We start from the raw sequence: 16,013 nt of genomic DNA, 5'->3' as shown, positions 1-16,013 counted from the left end.
AGATAGATAAACTTTACTCATATTTTTATATTCCTTGGTGGATTACCATTCATGCTCCTCTACAATGTCAGGGTATTTGATAATGAGGATGCCGAGTATGTGCTCATACGAAAGGGCAGAATAGAGAAAGTGGGAAAGGGAAATTTGCCAGATGCTGCCAGAAAAATAAATCTCCATGACTCGTGGCTTCTTCCCGGTTTCTGCGATTCTCACACTCATCTGAGTAACATTGCGCTTATGCATAGCGAGCTCGACCTAACCAACCTGAGCCGTGATGCGGTACTTTCCCTTGTGGCTAGGAGTTGCAACAGGAGAATAGTGTTGGGTCGTGGCTGGGATGAGAGTTTTTGGAGAAATAAAAAATATTTGGAAAGGGATGAACTGGACAATGCCTGCCCCGGCAGACCTGTTGTGCTTATAAGGGAAGATGGACATCTGGCATCCATAAATACCATGGCCGAGAGGCAGTTTGGAGTTGAGAGTGAGGGAGGCATAGTCAGGGAGGGGCAACTTGAAAAATTGCTGAGGAAACTTGATATTGGCAAAACCCTTGATTTTGACTACGCTCAGGATTATGCTCTCTCAAAGGGTGTTACCTGCGTACACGACTTTGCAGATGGGGATACTTTGAGAAGGTACATGGCAATGCACGCTGAGGGCAGGCTCAAAATCAGGATATATGCCAATTTCTACGAATCTTCCTACAGGTACCTTCGTTCCCTGGGAATTAAAAGCGGATTTGGAGACGAGTATCTCAGAATCGGTGCCTTTAAACTTTTTGCAGATGGCTCCATAGGGGCCAAAACGGCAGCAACGAGATACGTGGATGGTGAGGAAGTAAAACCAATGCTTTCTGTGCGAAAGTTGAAGAAATTTGTTGAGGATGCAAACAGAAACGGGATAAGGATATTCACCCATGCCATAGGGAATTATGCCATTGAGAATGTTATTAGGGCCTACGGTGGGGAGAAAATGAACAGAATTGAGCACTTTGAACTGGCCTATGAGGATTTCATTTCCACGCTTCCCGAGGAGGTGAGTATGCAGCCGAATTTTCTTAAATGGGCAAAGAAGGGTGGATTGTACGAGAAAATGCTCGGTGAGCAGTGGCTTAAAATAAACAATCCTTACAGAATAATTTTGAATTATGGAAAAACCCTCCTGTTTGGGTCAGACTGTATGCCCATGGACCCGTTATTTGGGATACGCCTGGCTGTTGAGAGCGAGTACGATGCCCAGAAAATAGGTTTAAAGGATGCTGTAATAGCTTACACACGGGGGTCCAGGTATTTTGGCCCTCAATTTGGGGAAATACGGGAGGGTTATGTGGCGGATTTGGTGGTGTTGGATGGCGAGTTTGACAAAATGCGGGAGATGAGGATCAAAATGACCTTGGTGGGAGGAAGGGTCATGTATACTTCTCAATGATGTTCAGTAAGTCCCTGTACTTGAATGGTTTTTTGAGAACTTCCAGTGCTCCGGCGCTCACCATCTCCTCCACATATTTGTCATGGTACGCCGTTGCTCCTATTATTTTTGCCTCAGAATCAAATTCCTTGATGAGTTTTGTTGCTTCTATTCCGTCCATAACCGGCATTTTTATGTCCATGATCACGAGATTTGGAGATTCTTTCTTGTAGATTTCAACGGCCTCCCTGCCATTCTTTGCCAGGAGAACATCGTATCTCCTGAGAAATATGCTGTAGAGTTTCAGCAGTTCTTCGTTATCATCCACAAGCAATATTTTTATCCCCACTGGTGGAACTAATGAAGTTAAAAGATTTAAAACTTTCACTCCTTCTCTATCAGTATGTTTATGAAGTGCGTCAGATGCTGGGCCAGTGCCGGGTTGTCCGTGTAACCGCAAGCATTTAGTTCAGGGCTTGCCAGCAGAGCCCTCTTGTTGTCGCACACAATATCTGTGGCCATGAGTCCTGTTTTTCTGTAAACCTGTGTGCCAGGTGGAGCCCGTTGGTTTGGCTGGGTAACAACTATTATTTTTACGCCCCTGTTTATTGCCCTTTCTATGTTTTTTTCCAGCTTTCTTCGAATTTCAGAGATTTTTGGAGTTGATATGATTATCTCTCTCTCAGCCATGTCTATCATCTCAGCAATCTTTTTCATTACCTTATCTGTTCCGTATATTGTGTAAACGAGTTGTGGCTCTCCCTTCTCCATAAATATGCTCTCCACAAATTCAAGTTTTTTAAACAACTCGTCTATCTCGTTCATTATATTTCTCCTTATAACCTCAAGATCCTCGGGCTTGTACATCTTTGGTCTTCCCTTTGAGGATATCACAAATCCCTTCTCCTCAAGCGAATCCAGAACCTTGTATGCTGATGTCCGTGGAATATCCGCATTTTTAGCTATGACATCTGCAGAGCCCACTCCAAGCATTAGAAGGGCAAGAAATGCCCGAATTTCGTACTGGGATAGTCCGAGTTTTTGAAGGGTGCTGACAATTTTGTTGTACTCCTCTATGGCGTTGTTGGGATCCATATTTGTGTATGGGCAAACATATATTTGTGTTCTTCCATTCACCTACCATGATCAAGTACATTTATTTCCGCTGCTTTGTCCATGCCACGGAGGATATTGACAAGGTTCGCAAGGCCATGGGCTTTATAACTGGTCATGATAGGTTCGATGAATCTGAGGAAAAGGGCTATTATGGGAACAGGATCGTGATATTGCAGCTTCAAATAAAGAAGAAATCTGAGATTTTGCGTTTCTGGAGAAGGATGAAGGATATGGGAATCGTGGATGAAATCCTGCCTATCTTGGATGAACTTGTGGACGAGCATGGAATGCTCTATTTGAGATTTGATAAGCAGCAGGCATACCTGGAAAAGGCCGCATTGACCACAGGCGGAGATGCCATAGCCATGCACGCAAAGATAGAGAGCTATCCTATGAAGAAGGACAGGGCCATTGAGAATTTCAAAAAATATGTGGAGGGGATTTAGTCTTCCTTTATTTTTATCACAGTCACAACGAAGTAGAGCGTTTTACCTGCAACTTCCTTGTTGAAATTTATGCGGAACATTGTGTTATTTTGCCAGTCGATGATTCCTCCGTTGGGGAGCAGGATGGGCGTTTGTTCTATCACGTATTTGAAGGTTATTACCCCATTTGAGATTTTCTCCACGTATATCTGCAGGGCGCTTATGTTCTTGTAGGGCTGGTAGTAATTTCCAACAGATGGGTTGTTCATTATCGTAACTATGTTATTTGTTGCATCTATTTTGAGAATTAGGCAATTCCATCCATGCTCTTTATCCCTGTACACCGCATTATCCAGTGGATTTACCTTTCCAAACCTCTTGTTGAATTGCTCAAGAGAAAGGTTCTGCACAACTGGTATTGTCTGTACAAGTGAATAGTTTTTAACCTTGCTCCAATCAAATGGATACCCTTCGCTGGGTGGCACAACGATGGTCTTTGTCTCGTTTAGTTTCATCCCTATTACTCCCTTTTCAAAGCCTGGGATCATTGTGTGACTTCCAACTTTAAAAGTCAGGGGATCAAAATTTCCTGTCCATTTGTAACTTACAGTCTTTGGATATGTTATGTTATCTTCCGCGACCTGTTTAATGTTTGTATCGAAAATTCTTCTCTCGCCGCCATAATAAATGTAACCGTAGTACTTAACGGATATTGTATCTCCAGGCTTTACTATGGGTACGCTCTGCTGGCTGTTACCCTGACCTGTTAGGAAATACGTGCCAGTAACAGCGGCTACAACAACCAGAATTGTTATCATAAGTGCGTAGGTGGATGCTTTCATTAGGGCGGCTAATGCCTATTTCTAATATATAACTTACGCTCAATTCCAGAAAAAATTAAATCCTAAACCACAATCACGGATTGTGACATATTGAGCGGGGGTTGCCGAGCCAGGTCAAAGGCGGTGGACTCAAGATCCACTCCCGTAGGGGTTCGCCGGTTCGAATCCGGCCCCCCGCATTAAAAAATTTAAGAATTTTTCAACTCGATCTAATTTTTTGCATGAAGGAGAATGTAGGTGTTTATCGTTATGAGAAGGCCCATGATGAAAAATATTGCAGCACCCATATTCAGGTTGAATACACGATAGGGGTGCAGTGAATCGTACATTGCACCTCCGATTAGGGGGGCGAGAACAGAGCCTATGTTTGAACTCATATTCACGAGTCCCAAGGATGTTCCTAGGGTCTTGGTCTTCGATGCGGCAAAACTCCTGGCTACTGGTAGAAATCCCCTGCCACTTATGTAAAATACCAGTGTGGCGATGAGCACAACGATTTTTGAGTTCAACATCAGGAGAGTTCCTGAGATCAGGGAGAGAAGAGCGAGAAGCCATAGTGTGTAGGAGTAACTTTTCTTATCCGCCATGTGACCCATGAAAAATGTGCCGAATATGGCCACGAATGTGAAGATGGAGAGGTAAAGTGTTGTATTGTATTTTCCAAATCCCATGTTTTCTGCCAGATAGAACCAGAGCACCTCCGCTCCAAGGGATAGGAACATACCGTAGAAGAAATTCAGGGTGTAAAGTGAAGAGGGAAAATCTCTTTTCATCCTACTCATTTCTTCCTTTTTTACCTTCTTATCCTTCACATCTCTAAGCGGTATTGCAAAAAATACACTGATGAGATAGAACATTGTCACGGTTATTATGGCCCAGTATTCGTTCCCAAGCAGGAGATTGTAAAATATGTAGCCTATTGAAGCGCCCAGCCCTCCCATCATAAAGTAGGAGCTCATAAGCCTGCCTCGGAATTTGATGGGTGAAGATAGATGTACAAGGGCCTGCATTGTGGTCCATGCCATTGCACCGTAGAGTCCATCCAGAGCTCTCAGGGCAATCATATAGGGGTAGGGTACAACCAGGTAGAGTATTGAATCAATCCCCAGCCCGACGAATCCGATTAGTATTATTACCAATCTGCTGATGCTCTTGTCTGCTAGTTTTCCAATAATGGGTGCACTTAGACCCCTGGTAAGCATGAAAGTGCTTGATAGAATTGTGATTTCAAGAACACTCAGTCCCATATTGCGAAGGGTGAAGGCCAGAACTATGCGTAATAACCTGGCTGCCAGCCCCCCAAATATGGGGATTATGAGAATGGAACCGTAGATTCTCCATCTGCGCATTCAATTGTATATTGATGCAAAGAATTTAATCGTTTTGCTGAAGGGAGAATCTTCTGGGAAGAAGGTCCCTAAAGGAGTACTCCTCCACCCTCTTCCCATCAGATATTATTATCTGGCAATTATCCTTGCAAAACTCGTCCATCACCTGGAGGCATGCACCGCAGGGATAGGGCATGTTTTCTGCGTATATTGCGATCCTCTCAATATTCCTGCATCCCTCACTTATGGCCTTGAAAATGGCCACCCGCTCAGCGCATATTGTGAGTCCGTAGGATGCATTTTCCACATTGCAGCCGGTAAATACTTTTCCGCAGGCAACAACTGCTGCACCAACTCTGAAATTTGAGTATGGGGCATATGCTTTCTCCCTGGCCTTTTTTGCCATCTCAATGAGGTTATTGGTATCCATCAATATCACTTTCATTCCAGTAGTTATATATGGCTGTTCTTTGGGATGCACTCACATCTCTGGCCACTCCCGCCTCATAGGCCCCGTATCTATCCCTTATCTGCTCTTCCACAGGTTTTGAAAGTTTAATGGCCGCTTCCACGTGCTTTCTCTCTATGTACCTATCGCCATTGTACACTGCAAGGTCTCCGGCGGCCCTGATGAGTCCTCCCATTTCTCTGAGCCTGAGGGTCAAACCCGTTTCATTGTCTATTGCCTTGGCTCTCCTCCTACCCTCCTCAATTATCGCAAGAACAGCATCTCTGGTGGCATGTGGTATGCGCCCGTCAGAGGCAATTTCCTGGGCTACAAACTGAACGTATTTTGCCCTATTTTCCTCAGTATCCGGCATTGTTGTATTCACAAGAACCTCGTAGCCCTCTCCTATTATTCTTGAGCGGAGAGGTGAGAGAATGTTGGGGACATCCTGAATGTTGCAGGCAGCCACAAGTATGAAATCGCAGGGCACATCGTCCACACGTACACTTGCCCCTGCGCTCTGAGGATTTCTCCCCGCTATTGAGAACTTCTTCTCCTGCATTGCAGTTAGAATGTTTCTCTGCAGTGGACCAAGGTGCGTGATCTCATCCACAAAGAGCACACCCTGATGGGCTTCGTGTATTGCTCCTGCGACAACTCTCTTGTAGGGAGGGGTGCCAAGCTGCGGATGCCCGCCATAGGGATCGTGTTTCACATCTCCAAGAAGTTCCGTCTCGCTTGCGCCCGTTGCCATGACAAATGGGTTTCTCTTGAGAGGTACTATCACCTTGTAGGGCTTCTTCTTTTCAAGGGCCCTCCTTTTTTCAAGTGCTTTCTCATCGAAAACTCTGATCTTATCACCATCTCTCTCGTAAACGATTACCTTCTCCACACCGCCCTCGTAAACCGTGGTGGTGACCCTTGGTGGAAGTGCGGCTATTCCAAATGCAGCCCCCAGGGCTCCAAAAATATCGGCAAATGGCCCCTGCGTGGTCTGTGAAACCTTGGGAGTTCCACACTTTGGACACACGAGTTCCGATGGTGAGGAATATGTCCCACACTTCGCGCATTTGAATCCAAGTTTTATGGCCACATGCTCAGGTGCTTCCCTTGGGTCTATCAGTTTTCCCTCTGCCGATCTCAGTTCCATACTTTCTGCCTCAACCTCCCTAGCGTTCTTAACTTCCACGAAGGGCCTTTCTGGATTCTGGGGATTGTGCACAACTCTGATCTCCTCTGTGGGGGGCTTGAGGTGCAGTGCCAGGGCTTGGGCTATCATCGACTTGCCGGTTCCGGGTGGGCCAACAAGGAGCAGGTGTCTGTGCTGCATTGCTGCAATCTTCGCAATTTTTATTGCCTCGTCCTGGCCTATTACTCGCTCAAGTGGATCTCTCGGTATGATTATTTCTTTCGTCGTTTCAAAATCATTCAGGGATAAACCTTTTTTCGGATCTATCATTTCTTCACCATATCTTTCGTGAGCAATTTCATATTTAGGGGTCTCTTCGTCACGTTTCCTATCTTGTATCCTATTATCCTGCCTATGCCTTTTTCGTGGGCCACATCAACGAGTCTCTGGGATATTATCCCGCCTGTGACCAGGGTATCTCCCTTCTCCTTGGCACTCTTCAATTTTTCAATTAATTCATTGAGGGGTATTCGCAAAATTACCTTATTATCCTTGAGCAGCGCAGCCTCCTTCTTTGAATTTAGATCCTTGAAAAGTGAGACTAGATCCTCACCTTCCTTCTTTTCTTCTTTTTTCTCCTCCTTTTTTGGCTCTTTTTCCTTTTTATCCTCTTTCTTCCCTTCCTTCTCTTCCTTCTTTATATCGCCCAGATTGTGAGTGGCTATGTACTGCTCCACAGGTACCTTGTTTCTCAGGGCTTTGACTATTTGCTTGTATGTAAGTTCTTCAACCTCGTATCCGGGAGGGGCTCTTGCAATGAAATCTATGTCTGCAACCTGCAAAAGTTCCTTGAGTATCAGGTCTCCACCATGATCTCCGTCAAGGAAAGCGGTTACAATCTTCTTCTTGCTCAACTCAATTATCGTTTTTGGCACGTTTGTGCCGTTTACGGCTATGGCATTCTTTATCCCGTAATTTAGGAGGTTGATAACATCACTCCTCCCCTCAACCACGATTATTGCCTCGCTCTTCTCCACATTTGGTCCTGCAGGGAGATGATCCTCACCATAGATCACAACCTCTTCAATTTCCACAGCCTCTCTTACAGATTTCACGAGGTCCTCGCTAACCTGCTTACCCTGCTTGAGAAGCATCTGCAAAAGTTCCTTTGCACGATCCACAACCCTCTGCCTCTTTGTGGCCCTAATGTCCTCTATGGATATGACCTTAACACGGGAGCGGCATGGGCCAACACGGTCAATGGTCTCCAGAGCGGCGGCAAGTATGGCGGTTTCAACCTGATCCAGACTTGAGGGAATGAGAATCTCACCGACAGATTTTCCCTTCTCGGATTTTATATCAACCTCAATTCTTCCTATTCTTCCGCTTTTCTGCAGATCTCTAAGGTCCAGTTCATCGCCCAAAAGACCTTCAGTCTGTCCAAAAATTGCTCCAACAACATCTGGTCTTTCCACAATTCCATCTGTTTCAATGCTTGCCCTTATCAGATATTTTGCTGCGTAGGGGTCCGTATTCAATTTCTTCACCTCCTTGTTCTTCGGGAAAATAGCCATCGCTCCCCCTTTGGGTTACGCAATGAGTTTGTGAGGTGTGTGAGCGTGATATGTGATGAGGTGAGGATGACCATTTTCCCCATAGGTTTATGGAAGCAGGGTTTATAAACTTTGTTATTATGCCCCAATGGGCAAGGAAAATTGATATATATGTGAAGGTGTTTAGGGGCAATATCACGCATATAAAGGGCGATGGATATGGCAGAATTCAAGTATATCGTCAGGATTGCCGATACGGATCTGGATGGAAATAGGCCGATCATATATGCCATTCAGGGAATAAAGGGCATAGGATACAGGGTAGCCGAGGGCATAGTGAAGGACCTCAGTATGAACCCGAGGCAGAAAATTGGAGAACTCAGTGATGAGCAGATTGAGGAAATAAGGGTCATAATTGAGGAGAAACTGGAGGAGATCTTGCCCGGGTGGATGATGAATCACCGTAAGGATTATTTTACCGGAGAGGACAGGCATGTACTCTCCACGGAACTTGATTTGCAGAAGCAGGATGATATTAACAGACTTAAGAGAATTAAATGCTACCGTGGAGTTAGGCACGAGAGGGGCCTGCCTGTGCGTGGTCAGAGAACCCGCTCAAATGGGCGTAGTGGTCTAACCGTGGGAGTTAGCAGGAAGAAGAGGTGAGTGGATGGGTGATCCAAGGTTCAACAGGAAGAAGTACGAGACCCCAAAGCATCCGTGGGAAGCGGATCGTATCAAGGAAGAATGGGAACTTCAGAAGAAGTACGGGTTAAAGAACAAGAGAGAGATATGGAAGGCAAAATCCATACTTCGCAACTTCCGCGGTCAGGCGAGAGAGCTTCAGGCCAAGTTGAGATACGGGGATCCTCAGGCTGAGAAGCAGCAGAAATTGCTTTTTGAGAAATTAACAAAGCTGGGTATCCTGAATGAGGCAAATGCAACCCTTGATGCCGTGTTGTCTCTGACGGTGGAGGATATTCTCCGCAGAAGGTTGCAAACTGTTGTGTATCTGAAGGGTCTTGCCCGCACTCCAAAGCAGGCAAGGCAGTTCATAGTGCACGGTCACATTGCCATAGGTGATAGGAAGGTTACAATACCCGGTTATCTTGTTAGGGTTGAAGAGGAGGAACTCATTGATTACTACAAGTTCTCCCCTCTTGCAGATGAGATGCATCCTATGCGTCCTCAGGTTATAGAAGGCGGAGTTGAAACAGAGGGTGTGGGGGAAACCACTCAGGAGGGAGGTGAACAGTAATGGCAAGCAGAGTTAGTGTTGTGCACATTTATTCCTCCCATAATGATACCATCATAACGGCCACGGACATAACAGGTGCTGAGACATTTGCCAAGGCATCTGGTGGGATGGTTGTTAAGGCTGATCGCGAGGAAGCATCTCCCTACGCCGCCATGAAGGCGGCTGAGATGGTGGCCGAGCAACTCAAGGAAAAGGAAATCGAGGAGATTATCGTTAAAGTTCGTGCTCCTGGTGGAAATAGGAGTATGAGTCCAGGTCCGGGAGCTCAGGCGGCAATAAGGGCCCTGGCAAGGGCAGGTATGAAAATTCTGCGCATTGAGGATGTTACACCTATCCCGCATGATAGCACGAGAAAGCCCGGCGGAAAGAGGGGTAGGAGGGTTTAAATGGAATTTAACATCCTTGATGTTCAGGACAGGTACATAAGGTTTGAAATTAGGGGTATAACTCCTGCCATGGCAAATGCATTGCGCAGAACTCTCATAAACGATATACCAAAACTGGCGATTCACAAAGTGATATTTCACCATGGCCAGATCAGGGACATGGAGGGCAAGGTTTACGACTCATCCACGCCTCTATTTGATGAGATTATTGCCCATCGTCTGGGTCTTATTCCTCTGCCCACTGATTTGAATATGAAGTTCAGAGATGAATGCGACCATCCTCCAGATGAGGGCTGTCCTCTTTGCACGGTGACATACACACTCAACAAACATGGGCCTGCAACCGTTTATTCAGGTGACCTCATTCCTGTGGGTGATGATAAATTTAGGCCTGTGGATCCTCTAATTCCAATTGTCAAGCTCAAGGAACATCAGGCCATACTTCTGGAGGCCGAGGCAATAATGGGCACCGCCAAGGAGCATGCCAAGTGGCAGGTGACAAGCGGCGTGACCTACAAGTACCACAGGGAGATAAGGGTGAGCAAGAAGGATAGCGAGTTGTGGCAGAAGGTAAAGGATTCCTGTCCCAAGAATGTGATAAAGGAGGATGAGGAGTACATAGTTTTCACAGATGACATTCCATGCAAGGCCATGGCTGAATTGCTTTCCTTTGAAGAGCCCGAGATAATTGAGGATGACTCCCACTTCATCTTCGAGTTTGAGACCGATGGAAGTTTGACTGCAATTGATACCCTTGAGTATGCAATAAAGCGACTTAAAAAGAGGTTTGCACTTCTGCGTGAGCATGCGGCACTGGGATAAATAATTAATACCTTTTTCCATTCTACCCCGATGCTTTACATAGTGTTCCTTACCGGGGTTTGTAATCTGCATTGCAGGTACTGTGGAGGCACCATTCCAGAAGAGGTGATGCCCCACGAGATACAGTACAGTATTGATAATTTAAAGAATTTTATTATGGAGGATCCCGATGCAATTGTGGCCTTTTACGGTGGTGAGCCCACCCTGCGCTTGAAGGTGATGATGGAGATTATGGACTCGGTTCCTGCTAAGAGATTCGTGGTGCAGACAAACGGCTTTTTTTTGCATAAAATACCGGAGGATTACCTAAATCGCCTTGATGCAATTCTCGTTTCAATTGATGGTCCACGTGAGGTCACCGATTTCTACCGTGGTAGTGGGGTTTACGATATGGTTGTGGACAGGGTGAGAAGAATTCGTCCATACTACGGCGGAGATTTAATAGCCCGAATGGCTGTGAGCGAGGAGAGTGACATATACAGGGATGTTATGCATCTTCTAACCCTTCCATTTGACCATGTGCACTGGCAACTCAACGTGGTGTGGGCACCCGATGATTCGTGGCACGATTTTGACGCATGGGTTCGCAATTCATACAATCCCGGAATAACGCGCCTTACGGATTGGTGGATTGGAGAGATTGAAAGGAGCAATATTCCTGGTATTGTGCCTTTTCAGGGCGTGATAAAGAGAATGCTGTTTCAAGAGGATGGTTTACCATGTGGTGCGGGAAGGGATGCATTTGCCATAACAACGGATGGGAGAATTTTAGCCTGCCCCATAGGAGGCGAGTACGAGTGGAATAACCTGGGTGATATATGGAATAAAACACCGAAGGAGCTAAGAAACTCGGTGGATGTGGATGAACCGTGCAAGTCCTGCGATATATACCCAATCTGTGGGGGTAGATGTCTATTTGCCAACAAGGAGAGATACTGGGGTATGGAGGGTTTCAATAAAATATGCGGCACAGTGAGGCATCTTGTGGGGGAAATGAAAAGGGCAAGAGAGGTCATAGAGAACTTGATTGAGGAGGGAATGTACAAAAAGGAGGATTTTTATTACCCGGCCTTCAACAACACCACGGAGATCATACCCTGATCACGATTTGCCTGAATTCTTCAATTATGCCCTTCAATTTTTCTTCATCGTAGGGAAACTTGGTTATTATTGCCTCTGCCTTCTCTTCCGAAACGTATGCATCATTAACGCGAACTCTCCACTTTTTCTGCAATCTCTGAAGTTTTTCTGCAAATTTTCTGGATTTTTTATCACCACCCCTTATATCTGCCTCATGAAACTTTCCGAACATGGAGATGTGAATAGAGGCCGGGGTGTAACTTCCCCTCAGATTGAATTCTATGATCATATCCTTGCATTTTATGCGGTGGCTCAATGCATATTTCCCAGAATCTATGAACTGGCAGTTCATATCTTCTGCAAGTTTTTCAATCAATCTTTTTGTGCCTATGTGGAGCATGTGGATGGCGCCAAAGTATCCAATTGCTAGGATAACGAAATATATGAGGGCGAGAGTGTTGAAGTTTCCAGAGATGAGATCTCCATAAAAGTAGGCAAATCCCAAAATTGCCAGGATTAGTGTTATTATGTCCAGAGCAAGATACTTCATACTTCCCCATGGCTGCAAAAAATTTAAGTTTTCTCCACCCATGGACTTTTTGCCCGCCTGGCTGGTAATCCTTGAAAAATGATAGGATTACCCGGAGACGGGCTATAGTACCCTCACTATCCTTGTGGCAGATGCCTTGAACGATGTGTATACTCGCATTCCCACGGTGAGACCCATGCTTTCCACGGCATTCGGAGTTAGAATGGCCTTAAGGTTCAGATTCTCATTTCCCAGATCTATCCAAACTATGTGACCCTCCTTTCTCATACCTTTGATTTCAAGCAAGAGCACATTTCTCTGTGATCCGCGGGGTTCTTCCTTTGATAGTACGATGTTTTCAGGTCTTACGGATAAGAGCACCCTCCTTCCAATCTGTGCAGAATCCACCGTGAATACTGCTATTCCGTTTATTTTTATTTTTGTCAGGTCATCATTTTCCACCACTCTTCCGTTGAGAATGTTTGTAGAGCCAAGGAAAGATGCAACAAAATCGTTCCGTGGATCTGCAAATACTTCATCAACAGGGCCGTATCTTACTATTTGCCCATCTCTCATAACTGCCAGTTTATTTCCTATGACCCATGCATCCGAGAAATCATGGGTCACATGAATGGTATCAATTCCAAGTTCTGCTATGAAATCCCTTACAAGTGCTCGGGCAGAATCACGCATCTTTGGATCCAAAGCGCTGAATGGCTCGTCAAGAAGCAGAAGTTTGGGCTTTAGGATAACCGCTCTGGCAATTGCTGCACGCTGTAACTCCCCGCCACTCAAGGTGGGAGGGTATCTATCCAAAAGTTTCTCTATTCCAAGTTTTCTGGCAAGTTCTTCCACATTCCCATTTATCTTTCTCAATTTCAGAGGGTACTCTATGTTCTCCCTCACGGTCATATGGGGAAAGAGCATGTAATCCTGATAAACTATGGATATCTCCCTCCTGTTGGGTGGTGAAGCTGTTATATCCTTTCCGTTCAATATGATCTTGCCCTTAATTGGAGTGTAAAATCCTGCAATGGTTTCCAGAAGCACTGTCTTTCCCGCTCCAGTAGGACCAACAATGATGAGATAATCCCTATCTTCAAGTTTCAGTTTTTTCACATCAATATTGAACTCGCCCACCTTCACCTTCAGGTCTTTTATCTCAAGCATTTTTCATCCTCTCCGATGCAAAGCGCATACCCAGAAATACCCCAAGGGTTAGAAGCAGCAGAAATGCCGTGGCTGGGAGTGCCCTGCTAAGCCCGTAATTTGTGTACAGGAAATAGATGTAAGTGGGAGCCACCATGGGATAGAAGGCGATCATCATAACGGCACCAAACTCGCTTATGGCCCTAGCCCAGGTGTTTACCGCGCCCGTCATTATGTTGCCCTTTATTTGAGGTATGATCACATCCATGAAGGCCCTTGCCCGGGAGGCACCCAGATTCATGGCTATGAACTCGTACCTCTCATCTATTTTTTTGACACCTTCTTTCACCTGATTTATGAGAAAGGGGGCGCTTACGAACAACATCGCCACAATTATACCCGGCATGGCGTAGTAAAATCTTACCCCAAGTTCCTCAAGGGGTGCGCCCCATATCCCCGAGAGGCCAAACACAAGCAGCAGAATTATACCCGCAACGGTGTGAGGGATCACAATTGGTAGGTCTATTATGCTTTCAACAACACTCTTTCCCGGGAATTTTTTTCTTGCAAGTACGTAGCCCAGAGGAAGGGCAAAGACGAGCGCTATGAGAGTTGAGGCGGTGGATGCAACAAAACTCACCATTATGGAGTTTATGAGTGAGGAATCGTATATGGAAGATGGAGAGAAATAAAGGAGCAAATTGAGTATTGGGAACAAAATAAATACGATGAAAAATGAGCCAGCGAGATATGCGGCACGGTAGAAATTATCCTGCTCCAAGAAAAGGATAAGTGCCAGTATTGAGACCAGCCCAAGTATGGGGTTTATAATGCACAGAAATCCAAGGGCTATGGCTATGATGTATCTCCAGTCTCTGGATTTCAAGATCAAAAGAAATGTGGATAAAAATAGCACTGCGAGAAATGGGATAGAGCCAAAGAACATGGCGGTTAAAAGAATAATGAGAAGGGGAAATGCATAGTTTTTCAACGCTTGACCTCCTGTGGAACGTTTCCGTATTCTTCGTATATGGGCTCCTGTCCGCACTTTTCCAATATATTCTTTCCCTCATTTCCAAGAAGGAAATTCACGAACTTGTAGGCGTAATCCTTGTGCGGAGCGTTGAATGGCACGGTAAGTGCGTAATTTATAGGTCTTCCCTGCATGATCCTGCCATCTGCCAGTTTAACCTTGGCATGTTGGTACCATGAAGTCAGGGATGAATTTGCCAGATTCACGTAATCTGATAGGCGTACGTAGTTTAGGTGGTGCTGTTTTGCCACAGAGAGGTACTCAATGGCGTAATCTATGTTTCCGCTTTCAACATCAGCAAGCAGATCCACAGATTTCTGTTTTATGAATATTTTCCCTGTGGATTTCAGAAGGGAAGAATCCGGGGGCACTATTATTGTCCCGTTTTCTACTCTCATGCCTGTGTTGTTGAGTATGATGTTATTGAAAACTCCCGTGTCGTACTTTAACTGGGCCAGATAGAAAAGCATCACAGCCCGGTATCCGCATGGATCGTCGTTGGGTGATGAGAATCCTATGCGAACATCCCTTTTCTGGAGTATGCTCATCCAGTTTGTGGAATTTATTATGGATGAGTACCTGCTGTGGTTTGTATAGACTATAACAAGTTCGTTTTTTGCGAATTTTATGTACCAGTTCGTGTATTTGGGAATGAGATAGGATTTTATGGCCATGTAGTCCGCTACAGCCACGATATCCGCTCTAACTCCAAGTTCACTAACCTTCTTAACTGTCTGTATGCTTCCAGCAGTTTCTATGTATACCTTGATTCCGTATTCCTTCTCAAATTTTGAGGCCATATCCTTTAGGGGTACGGCCAGACTTCCTGCTGCGAGAATTCTTATGCTTTTCTCCGATGAATTCTGTACAGAAATGTAGTAATACCCTATGGCCACCCCCAGCAGGAGTATCACTATTGCAATCACACCCACCATTCTTCTCATGTTCATACCTCCGTTATGTTCAATTGGATATAACGAAACTCTACTTAAATTTTTATCCTACTTCCCGATACGGGTTCTATGCAGTGGTGGGTATATGCGCTCATAACCATGTTGATGTTCGGTTTGACGAATTTTCTGGTAAAGATGGCCGGATATTATAATATGGACAGTATATTCACATCAGTAATTCTATGGCTAGCCGTTGGGCTGATGGGGCTTGCATTTCTTGGGTATTTCTGGTATCAGGGAACTTTTCAGAGCAATTTGAGAGCCACACCTCCACTTTATCTTCTCCTACCCATATTTGCCGGATTTGCGCTTGCCATTGGTATGTACTCAATAAAGATTGCCCTTAGCAAGGGTCCTGCAGGGCCAACGGTTGCGATATCTGCATCCAACGCCTTCATAGTTGCTCTTTTTGCATACTTTTTGATAGGTGAGAAATTATCCACTACCAAGATCCTTGGCATGCTTCTGATATTTGCAGGTATAGCTGTTATGACCCTGTTGTGAGGAAGTATACCAAAGTATCAATGAACCCTCTCTGCACATGAGAGGGGGGGA

General features: G+C 45.2%; 19 protein-coding genes and 1 tRNA gene. 9 read left to right on the top strand and 11 right to left on the bottom strand.

The window, feature by feature from the left end; genetic code table 11:
* Positions 1-51: 51 nt before the first annotated feature.
* On the top strand, positions 52-1,428 hold the full coding sequence (locus ACIM339_RS07660; protein ID WP_015284042.1) for an amidohydrolase: 1,377 nt from the start codon (positions 52-54) through the stop codon (positions 1,426-1,428).
* Here ACIM339_RS07660 and ACIM339_RS07655 read toward each other — a convergent pair.
* Both ACIM339_RS07655 and ACIM339_RS07650 read right to left on the bottom strand, forming a co-directional pair.
* Positions 1,409-1,756, bottom strand: a complete 348-nt coding sequence (locus ACIM339_RS07655; protein ID WP_015284041.1) for a response regulator — start codon at positions 1,754-1,756, stop codon at positions 1,409-1,411. The genes ACIM339_RS07660 and ACIM339_RS07655 overlap by 20 nt on opposite strands.
* Positions 1,757-1,791: 35 nt before the next feature.
* Complete coding sequence (locus ACIM339_RS07650) at positions 1,792-2,502, bottom strand: TrmB family transcriptional regulator (protein ID WP_015284040.1); 711 nt, start codon at positions 2,500-2,502, stop codon at positions 1,792-1,794.
* A gap of 47 nt (positions 2,503-2,549) precedes the next feature.
* Here ACIM339_RS07650 and ACIM339_RS07645 point away from each other — a divergent pair, with 47 nt between their 5' ends.
* Positions 2,550-2,969 (top strand): RNA-binding domain-containing protein, encoded by a 420-nt coding sequence (locus tag ACIM339_RS07645; protein WP_015284039.1) that lies wholly within the window; start codon positions 2,550-2,552, stop codon positions 2,967-2,969.
* Here ACIM339_RS07645 and ACIM339_RS07640 read toward each other — a convergent pair.
* Positions 2,966-3,790: an FKBP-type peptidyl-prolyl cis-trans isomerase gene (locus ACIM339_RS07640; RefSeq protein ID WP_015284038.1), complete on the bottom strand. Its 825-nt coding sequence runs from the start codon at positions 3,788-3,790 to the stop codon at positions 2,966-2,968. The genes ACIM339_RS07645 and ACIM339_RS07640 overlap by 4 nt on opposite strands.
* A gap of 94 nt (positions 3,791-3,884) precedes the next feature.
* Between ACIM339_RS07640 and ACIM339_RS07635 the strand changes: the two genes are divergently transcribed.
* Positions 3,885-3,969: transfer RNA gene (locus ACIM339_RS07635), tRNA-Leu, on the top strand.
* A gap of 30 nt (positions 3,970-3,999) precedes the next feature.
* Here ACIM339_RS07635 and ACIM339_RS07630 read toward each other — a convergent pair.
* From ACIM339_RS07630 to dnaG, 4 genes are read right to left on the bottom strand one after another with little or no spacing between them, the layout of a single operon-like run.
* Positions 4,000-5,139, bottom strand: a complete 1,140-nt coding sequence (locus ACIM339_RS07630; protein WP_015284037.1) for an MFS transporter — start codon at positions 5,137-5,139, stop codon at positions 4,000-4,002.
* A gap of 25 nt (positions 5,140-5,164) precedes the next feature.
* Positions 5,165-5,548 carry a cytidine deaminase gene (gene cdd / locus ACIM339_RS07625; RefSeq protein ID WP_048103910.1) on the bottom strand — a complete coding sequence of 128 codons (384 nt, stop codon included), beginning with the start codon at positions 5,546-5,548 and terminating at the stop codon, positions 5,165-5,167.
* Complete coding sequence (locus ACIM339_RS07620) at positions 5,535-7,025, bottom strand: ATP-binding protein (protein ID WP_015284035.1); 1,491 nt, start codon at positions 7,023-7,025, stop codon at positions 5,535-5,537. Before ACIM339_RS07620 ends, cdd begins: the two co-directional genes overlap by 14 nt.
* Positions 7,022-8,269, bottom strand: a complete 1,248-nt coding sequence (gene dnaG / locus ACIM339_RS07615; protein ID WP_015284034.1) for a DNA primase DnaG — start codon at positions 8,267-8,269, stop codon at positions 7,022-7,024. The genes ACIM339_RS07620 and dnaG overlap by 4 nt, the downstream gene beginning before the upstream one ends.
* A gap of 198 nt (positions 8,270-8,467) precedes the next feature.
* Between dnaG and ACIM339_RS07610 the strand changes: the two genes are divergently transcribed.
* The 5 genes from ACIM339_RS07610 to ACIM339_RS07590 are packed head-to-tail and all read left to right on the top strand — an operon-like array spanning position 8,468 to position 11,815.
* A complete protein-coding gene (locus tag ACIM339_RS07610; RefSeq protein WP_015284033.1) occupies positions 8,468-8,914 on the top strand; it encodes a 30S ribosomal protein S13 in 447 nt (148 codons plus the stop codon).
* 4 nt (positions 8,915-8,918) lie between these two features.
* A complete protein-coding gene (locus ACIM339_RS07605) occupies positions 8,919-9,506 on the top strand; it encodes a 30S ribosomal protein S4 (protein WP_015284032.1) in 588 nt (195 codons plus the stop codon).
* Positions 9,506-9,892 (top strand): 30S ribosomal protein S11, encoded by a 387-nt coding sequence (locus ACIM339_RS07600; protein WP_015284031.1) that lies wholly within the window; start codon positions 9,506-9,508, stop codon positions 9,890-9,892. The genes ACIM339_RS07605 and ACIM339_RS07600 overlap by 1 nt, the downstream gene beginning before the upstream one ends.
* Positions 9,893-10,714, top strand: coding sequence for a DNA-directed RNA polymerase subunit D (locus ACIM339_RS07595; protein ID WP_015284030.1), 822 nt, complete (start codon positions 9,893-9,895; stop codon positions 10,712-10,714).
* A gap of 30 nt (positions 10,715-10,744) precedes the next feature.
* On the top strand, positions 10,745-11,815 hold the full coding sequence (locus ACIM339_RS07590) for a TIGR04084 family radical SAM/SPASM domain-containing protein (protein ID WP_015284029.1): 1,071 nt from the start codon (positions 10,745-10,747) through the stop codon (positions 11,813-11,815).
* Here ACIM339_RS07590 and ACIM339_RS07585 read toward each other — a convergent pair.
* The 4 genes from ACIM339_RS07585 to wtpA form a co-directional block, all read right to left on the bottom strand.
* Positions 11,805-12,344 carry a hypothetical protein gene (locus ACIM339_RS07585; RefSeq protein ID WP_015284028.1) on the bottom strand — a complete coding sequence of 180 codons (540 nt, stop codon included), beginning with the start codon at positions 12,342-12,344 and terminating at the stop codon, positions 11,805-11,807. The two genes, ACIM339_RS07590 and ACIM339_RS07585, sit on opposite strands and share 11 nt — an antisense overlap.
* A gap of 102 nt (positions 12,345-12,446) precedes the next feature.
* Positions 12,447-13,493, bottom strand: coding sequence for an ATP-binding cassette domain-containing protein (locus ACIM339_RS07580; protein WP_015284027.1), 1,047 nt, complete (start codon positions 13,491-13,493; stop codon positions 12,447-12,449).
* Entirely contained in the window at positions 13,486-14,463 is a 978-nt protein-coding gene (locus tag ACIM339_RS07575) for an ABC transporter permease (RefSeq protein ID WP_015284026.1), read from the bottom strand. Before ACIM339_RS07575 ends, ACIM339_RS07580 begins: the two co-directional genes overlap by 8 nt.
* On the bottom strand, positions 14,460-15,449 hold the full coding sequence (gene wtpA, locus ACIM339_RS07570) for a tungstate ABC transporter substrate-binding protein WtpA (protein WP_015284025.1): 990 nt from the start codon (positions 15,447-15,449) through the stop codon (positions 14,460-14,462). The genes ACIM339_RS07575 and wtpA overlap by 4 nt, the downstream gene beginning before the upstream one ends.
* 78 nt (positions 15,450-15,527) lie before the next feature.
* Here wtpA and ACIM339_RS07565 point away from each other — a divergent pair, with 78 nt between their 5' ends.
* Positions 15,528-15,962: an EamA family transporter gene (locus ACIM339_RS07565; protein WP_015284024.1), complete on the top strand. Its 435-nt coding sequence runs from the start codon at positions 15,528-15,530 to the stop codon at positions 15,960-15,962.
* Positions 15,963-16,013: the final 51 nt, after the last annotated feature.

It is taken from the genome of Aciduliprofundum sp. MAR08-339, from assembly GCF_000327505.1.
Taxonomy (GTDB): Archaea; Thermoplasmatota; Thermoplasmata; order Thermoplasmatales; family Aciduliprofundaceae; genus Aciduliprofundum.
This window is presented reverse-complemented; position numbering and strand designations above follow the sequence as displayed.

Bases quoted from the DNA above. Each gene is read 5' to 3' on its own strand.
- ACIM339_RS07585 (WP_015284028.1), bottom strand. From the start codon at position 12,344: ATGAAGTATCTTGCTCTGGACATAATAACACTAATCCTGGCAATTTTG.
- ACIM339_RS07600 (WP_015284031.1), top strand. From the start codon at position 9,506: ATGGCAAGCAGAGTTAGTGTTGTGCACATTTATTCCTCCCATAATGAT.
- ACIM339_RS07645 (WP_015284039.1), top strand. From the start codon at position 2,550: ATGATCAAGTACATTTATTTCCGCTGCTTTGTCCATGCCACGGAGGAT.
- ACIM339_RS07610 (WP_015284033.1), top strand. From the start codon at position 8,468: ATGGCAGAATTCAAGTATATCGTCAGGATTGCCGATACGGATCTGGAT.
- ACIM339_RS07565 (WP_015284024.1), top strand. From the start codon at position 15,528: ATGCAGTGGTGGGTATATGCGCTCATAACCATGTTGATGTTCGGTTTG.
- ACIM339_RS07580 (WP_015284027.1), bottom strand. From the start codon at position 13,493: ATGCTTGAGATAAAAGACCTGAAGGTGAAGGTGGGCGAGTTCAATATT.
- ACIM339_RS07640 (WP_015284038.1), bottom strand. From the start codon at position 3,790: ATGAAAGCATCCACCTACGCACTTATGATAACAATTCTGGTTGTTGTA.
- ACIM339_RS07620 (WP_015284035.1), bottom strand. From the start codon at position 7,025: ATGATAGATCCGAAAAAAGGTTTATCCCTGAATGATTTTGAAACGACG.
- ACIM339_RS07595 (WP_015284030.1), top strand. From the start codon at position 9,893: ATGGAATTTAACATCCTTGATGTTCAGGACAGGTACATAAGGTTTGAA.
- ACIM339_RS07590 (WP_015284029.1), top strand. From the start codon at position 10,745: ATGCTTTACATAGTGTTCCTTACCGGGGTTTGTAATCTGCATTGCAGG.
- dnaG (WP_015284034.1), bottom strand. From the start codon at position 8,269: ATGGCTATTTTCCCGAAGAACAAGGAGGTGAAGAAATTGAATACGGAC.
- ACIM339_RS07660 (WP_015284042.1), top strand. From the start codon at position 52: ATGCTCCTCTACAATGTCAGGGTATTTGATAATGAGGATGCCGAGTAT.
- ACIM339_RS07650 (WP_015284040.1), bottom strand. From the start codon at position 2,502: ATGGATCCCAACAACGCCATAGAGGAGTACAACAAAATTGTCAGCACC.
- ACIM339_RS07630 (WP_015284037.1), bottom strand. From the start codon at position 5,139: ATGCGCAGATGGAGAATCTACGGTTCCATTCTCATAATCCCCATATTT.
- wtpA (WP_015284025.1), bottom strand. From the start codon at position 15,449: ATGAGAAGAATGGTGGGTGTGATTGCAATAGTGATACTCCTGCTGGGG.
- ACIM339_RS07605 (WP_015284032.1), top strand. From the start codon at position 8,919: ATGGGTGATCCAAGGTTCAACAGGAAGAAGTACGAGACCCCAAAGCAT.
- cdd (WP_048103910.1), bottom strand. From the start codon at position 5,548: ATGGATACCAATAACCTCATTGAGATGGCAAAAAAGGCCAGGGAGAAA.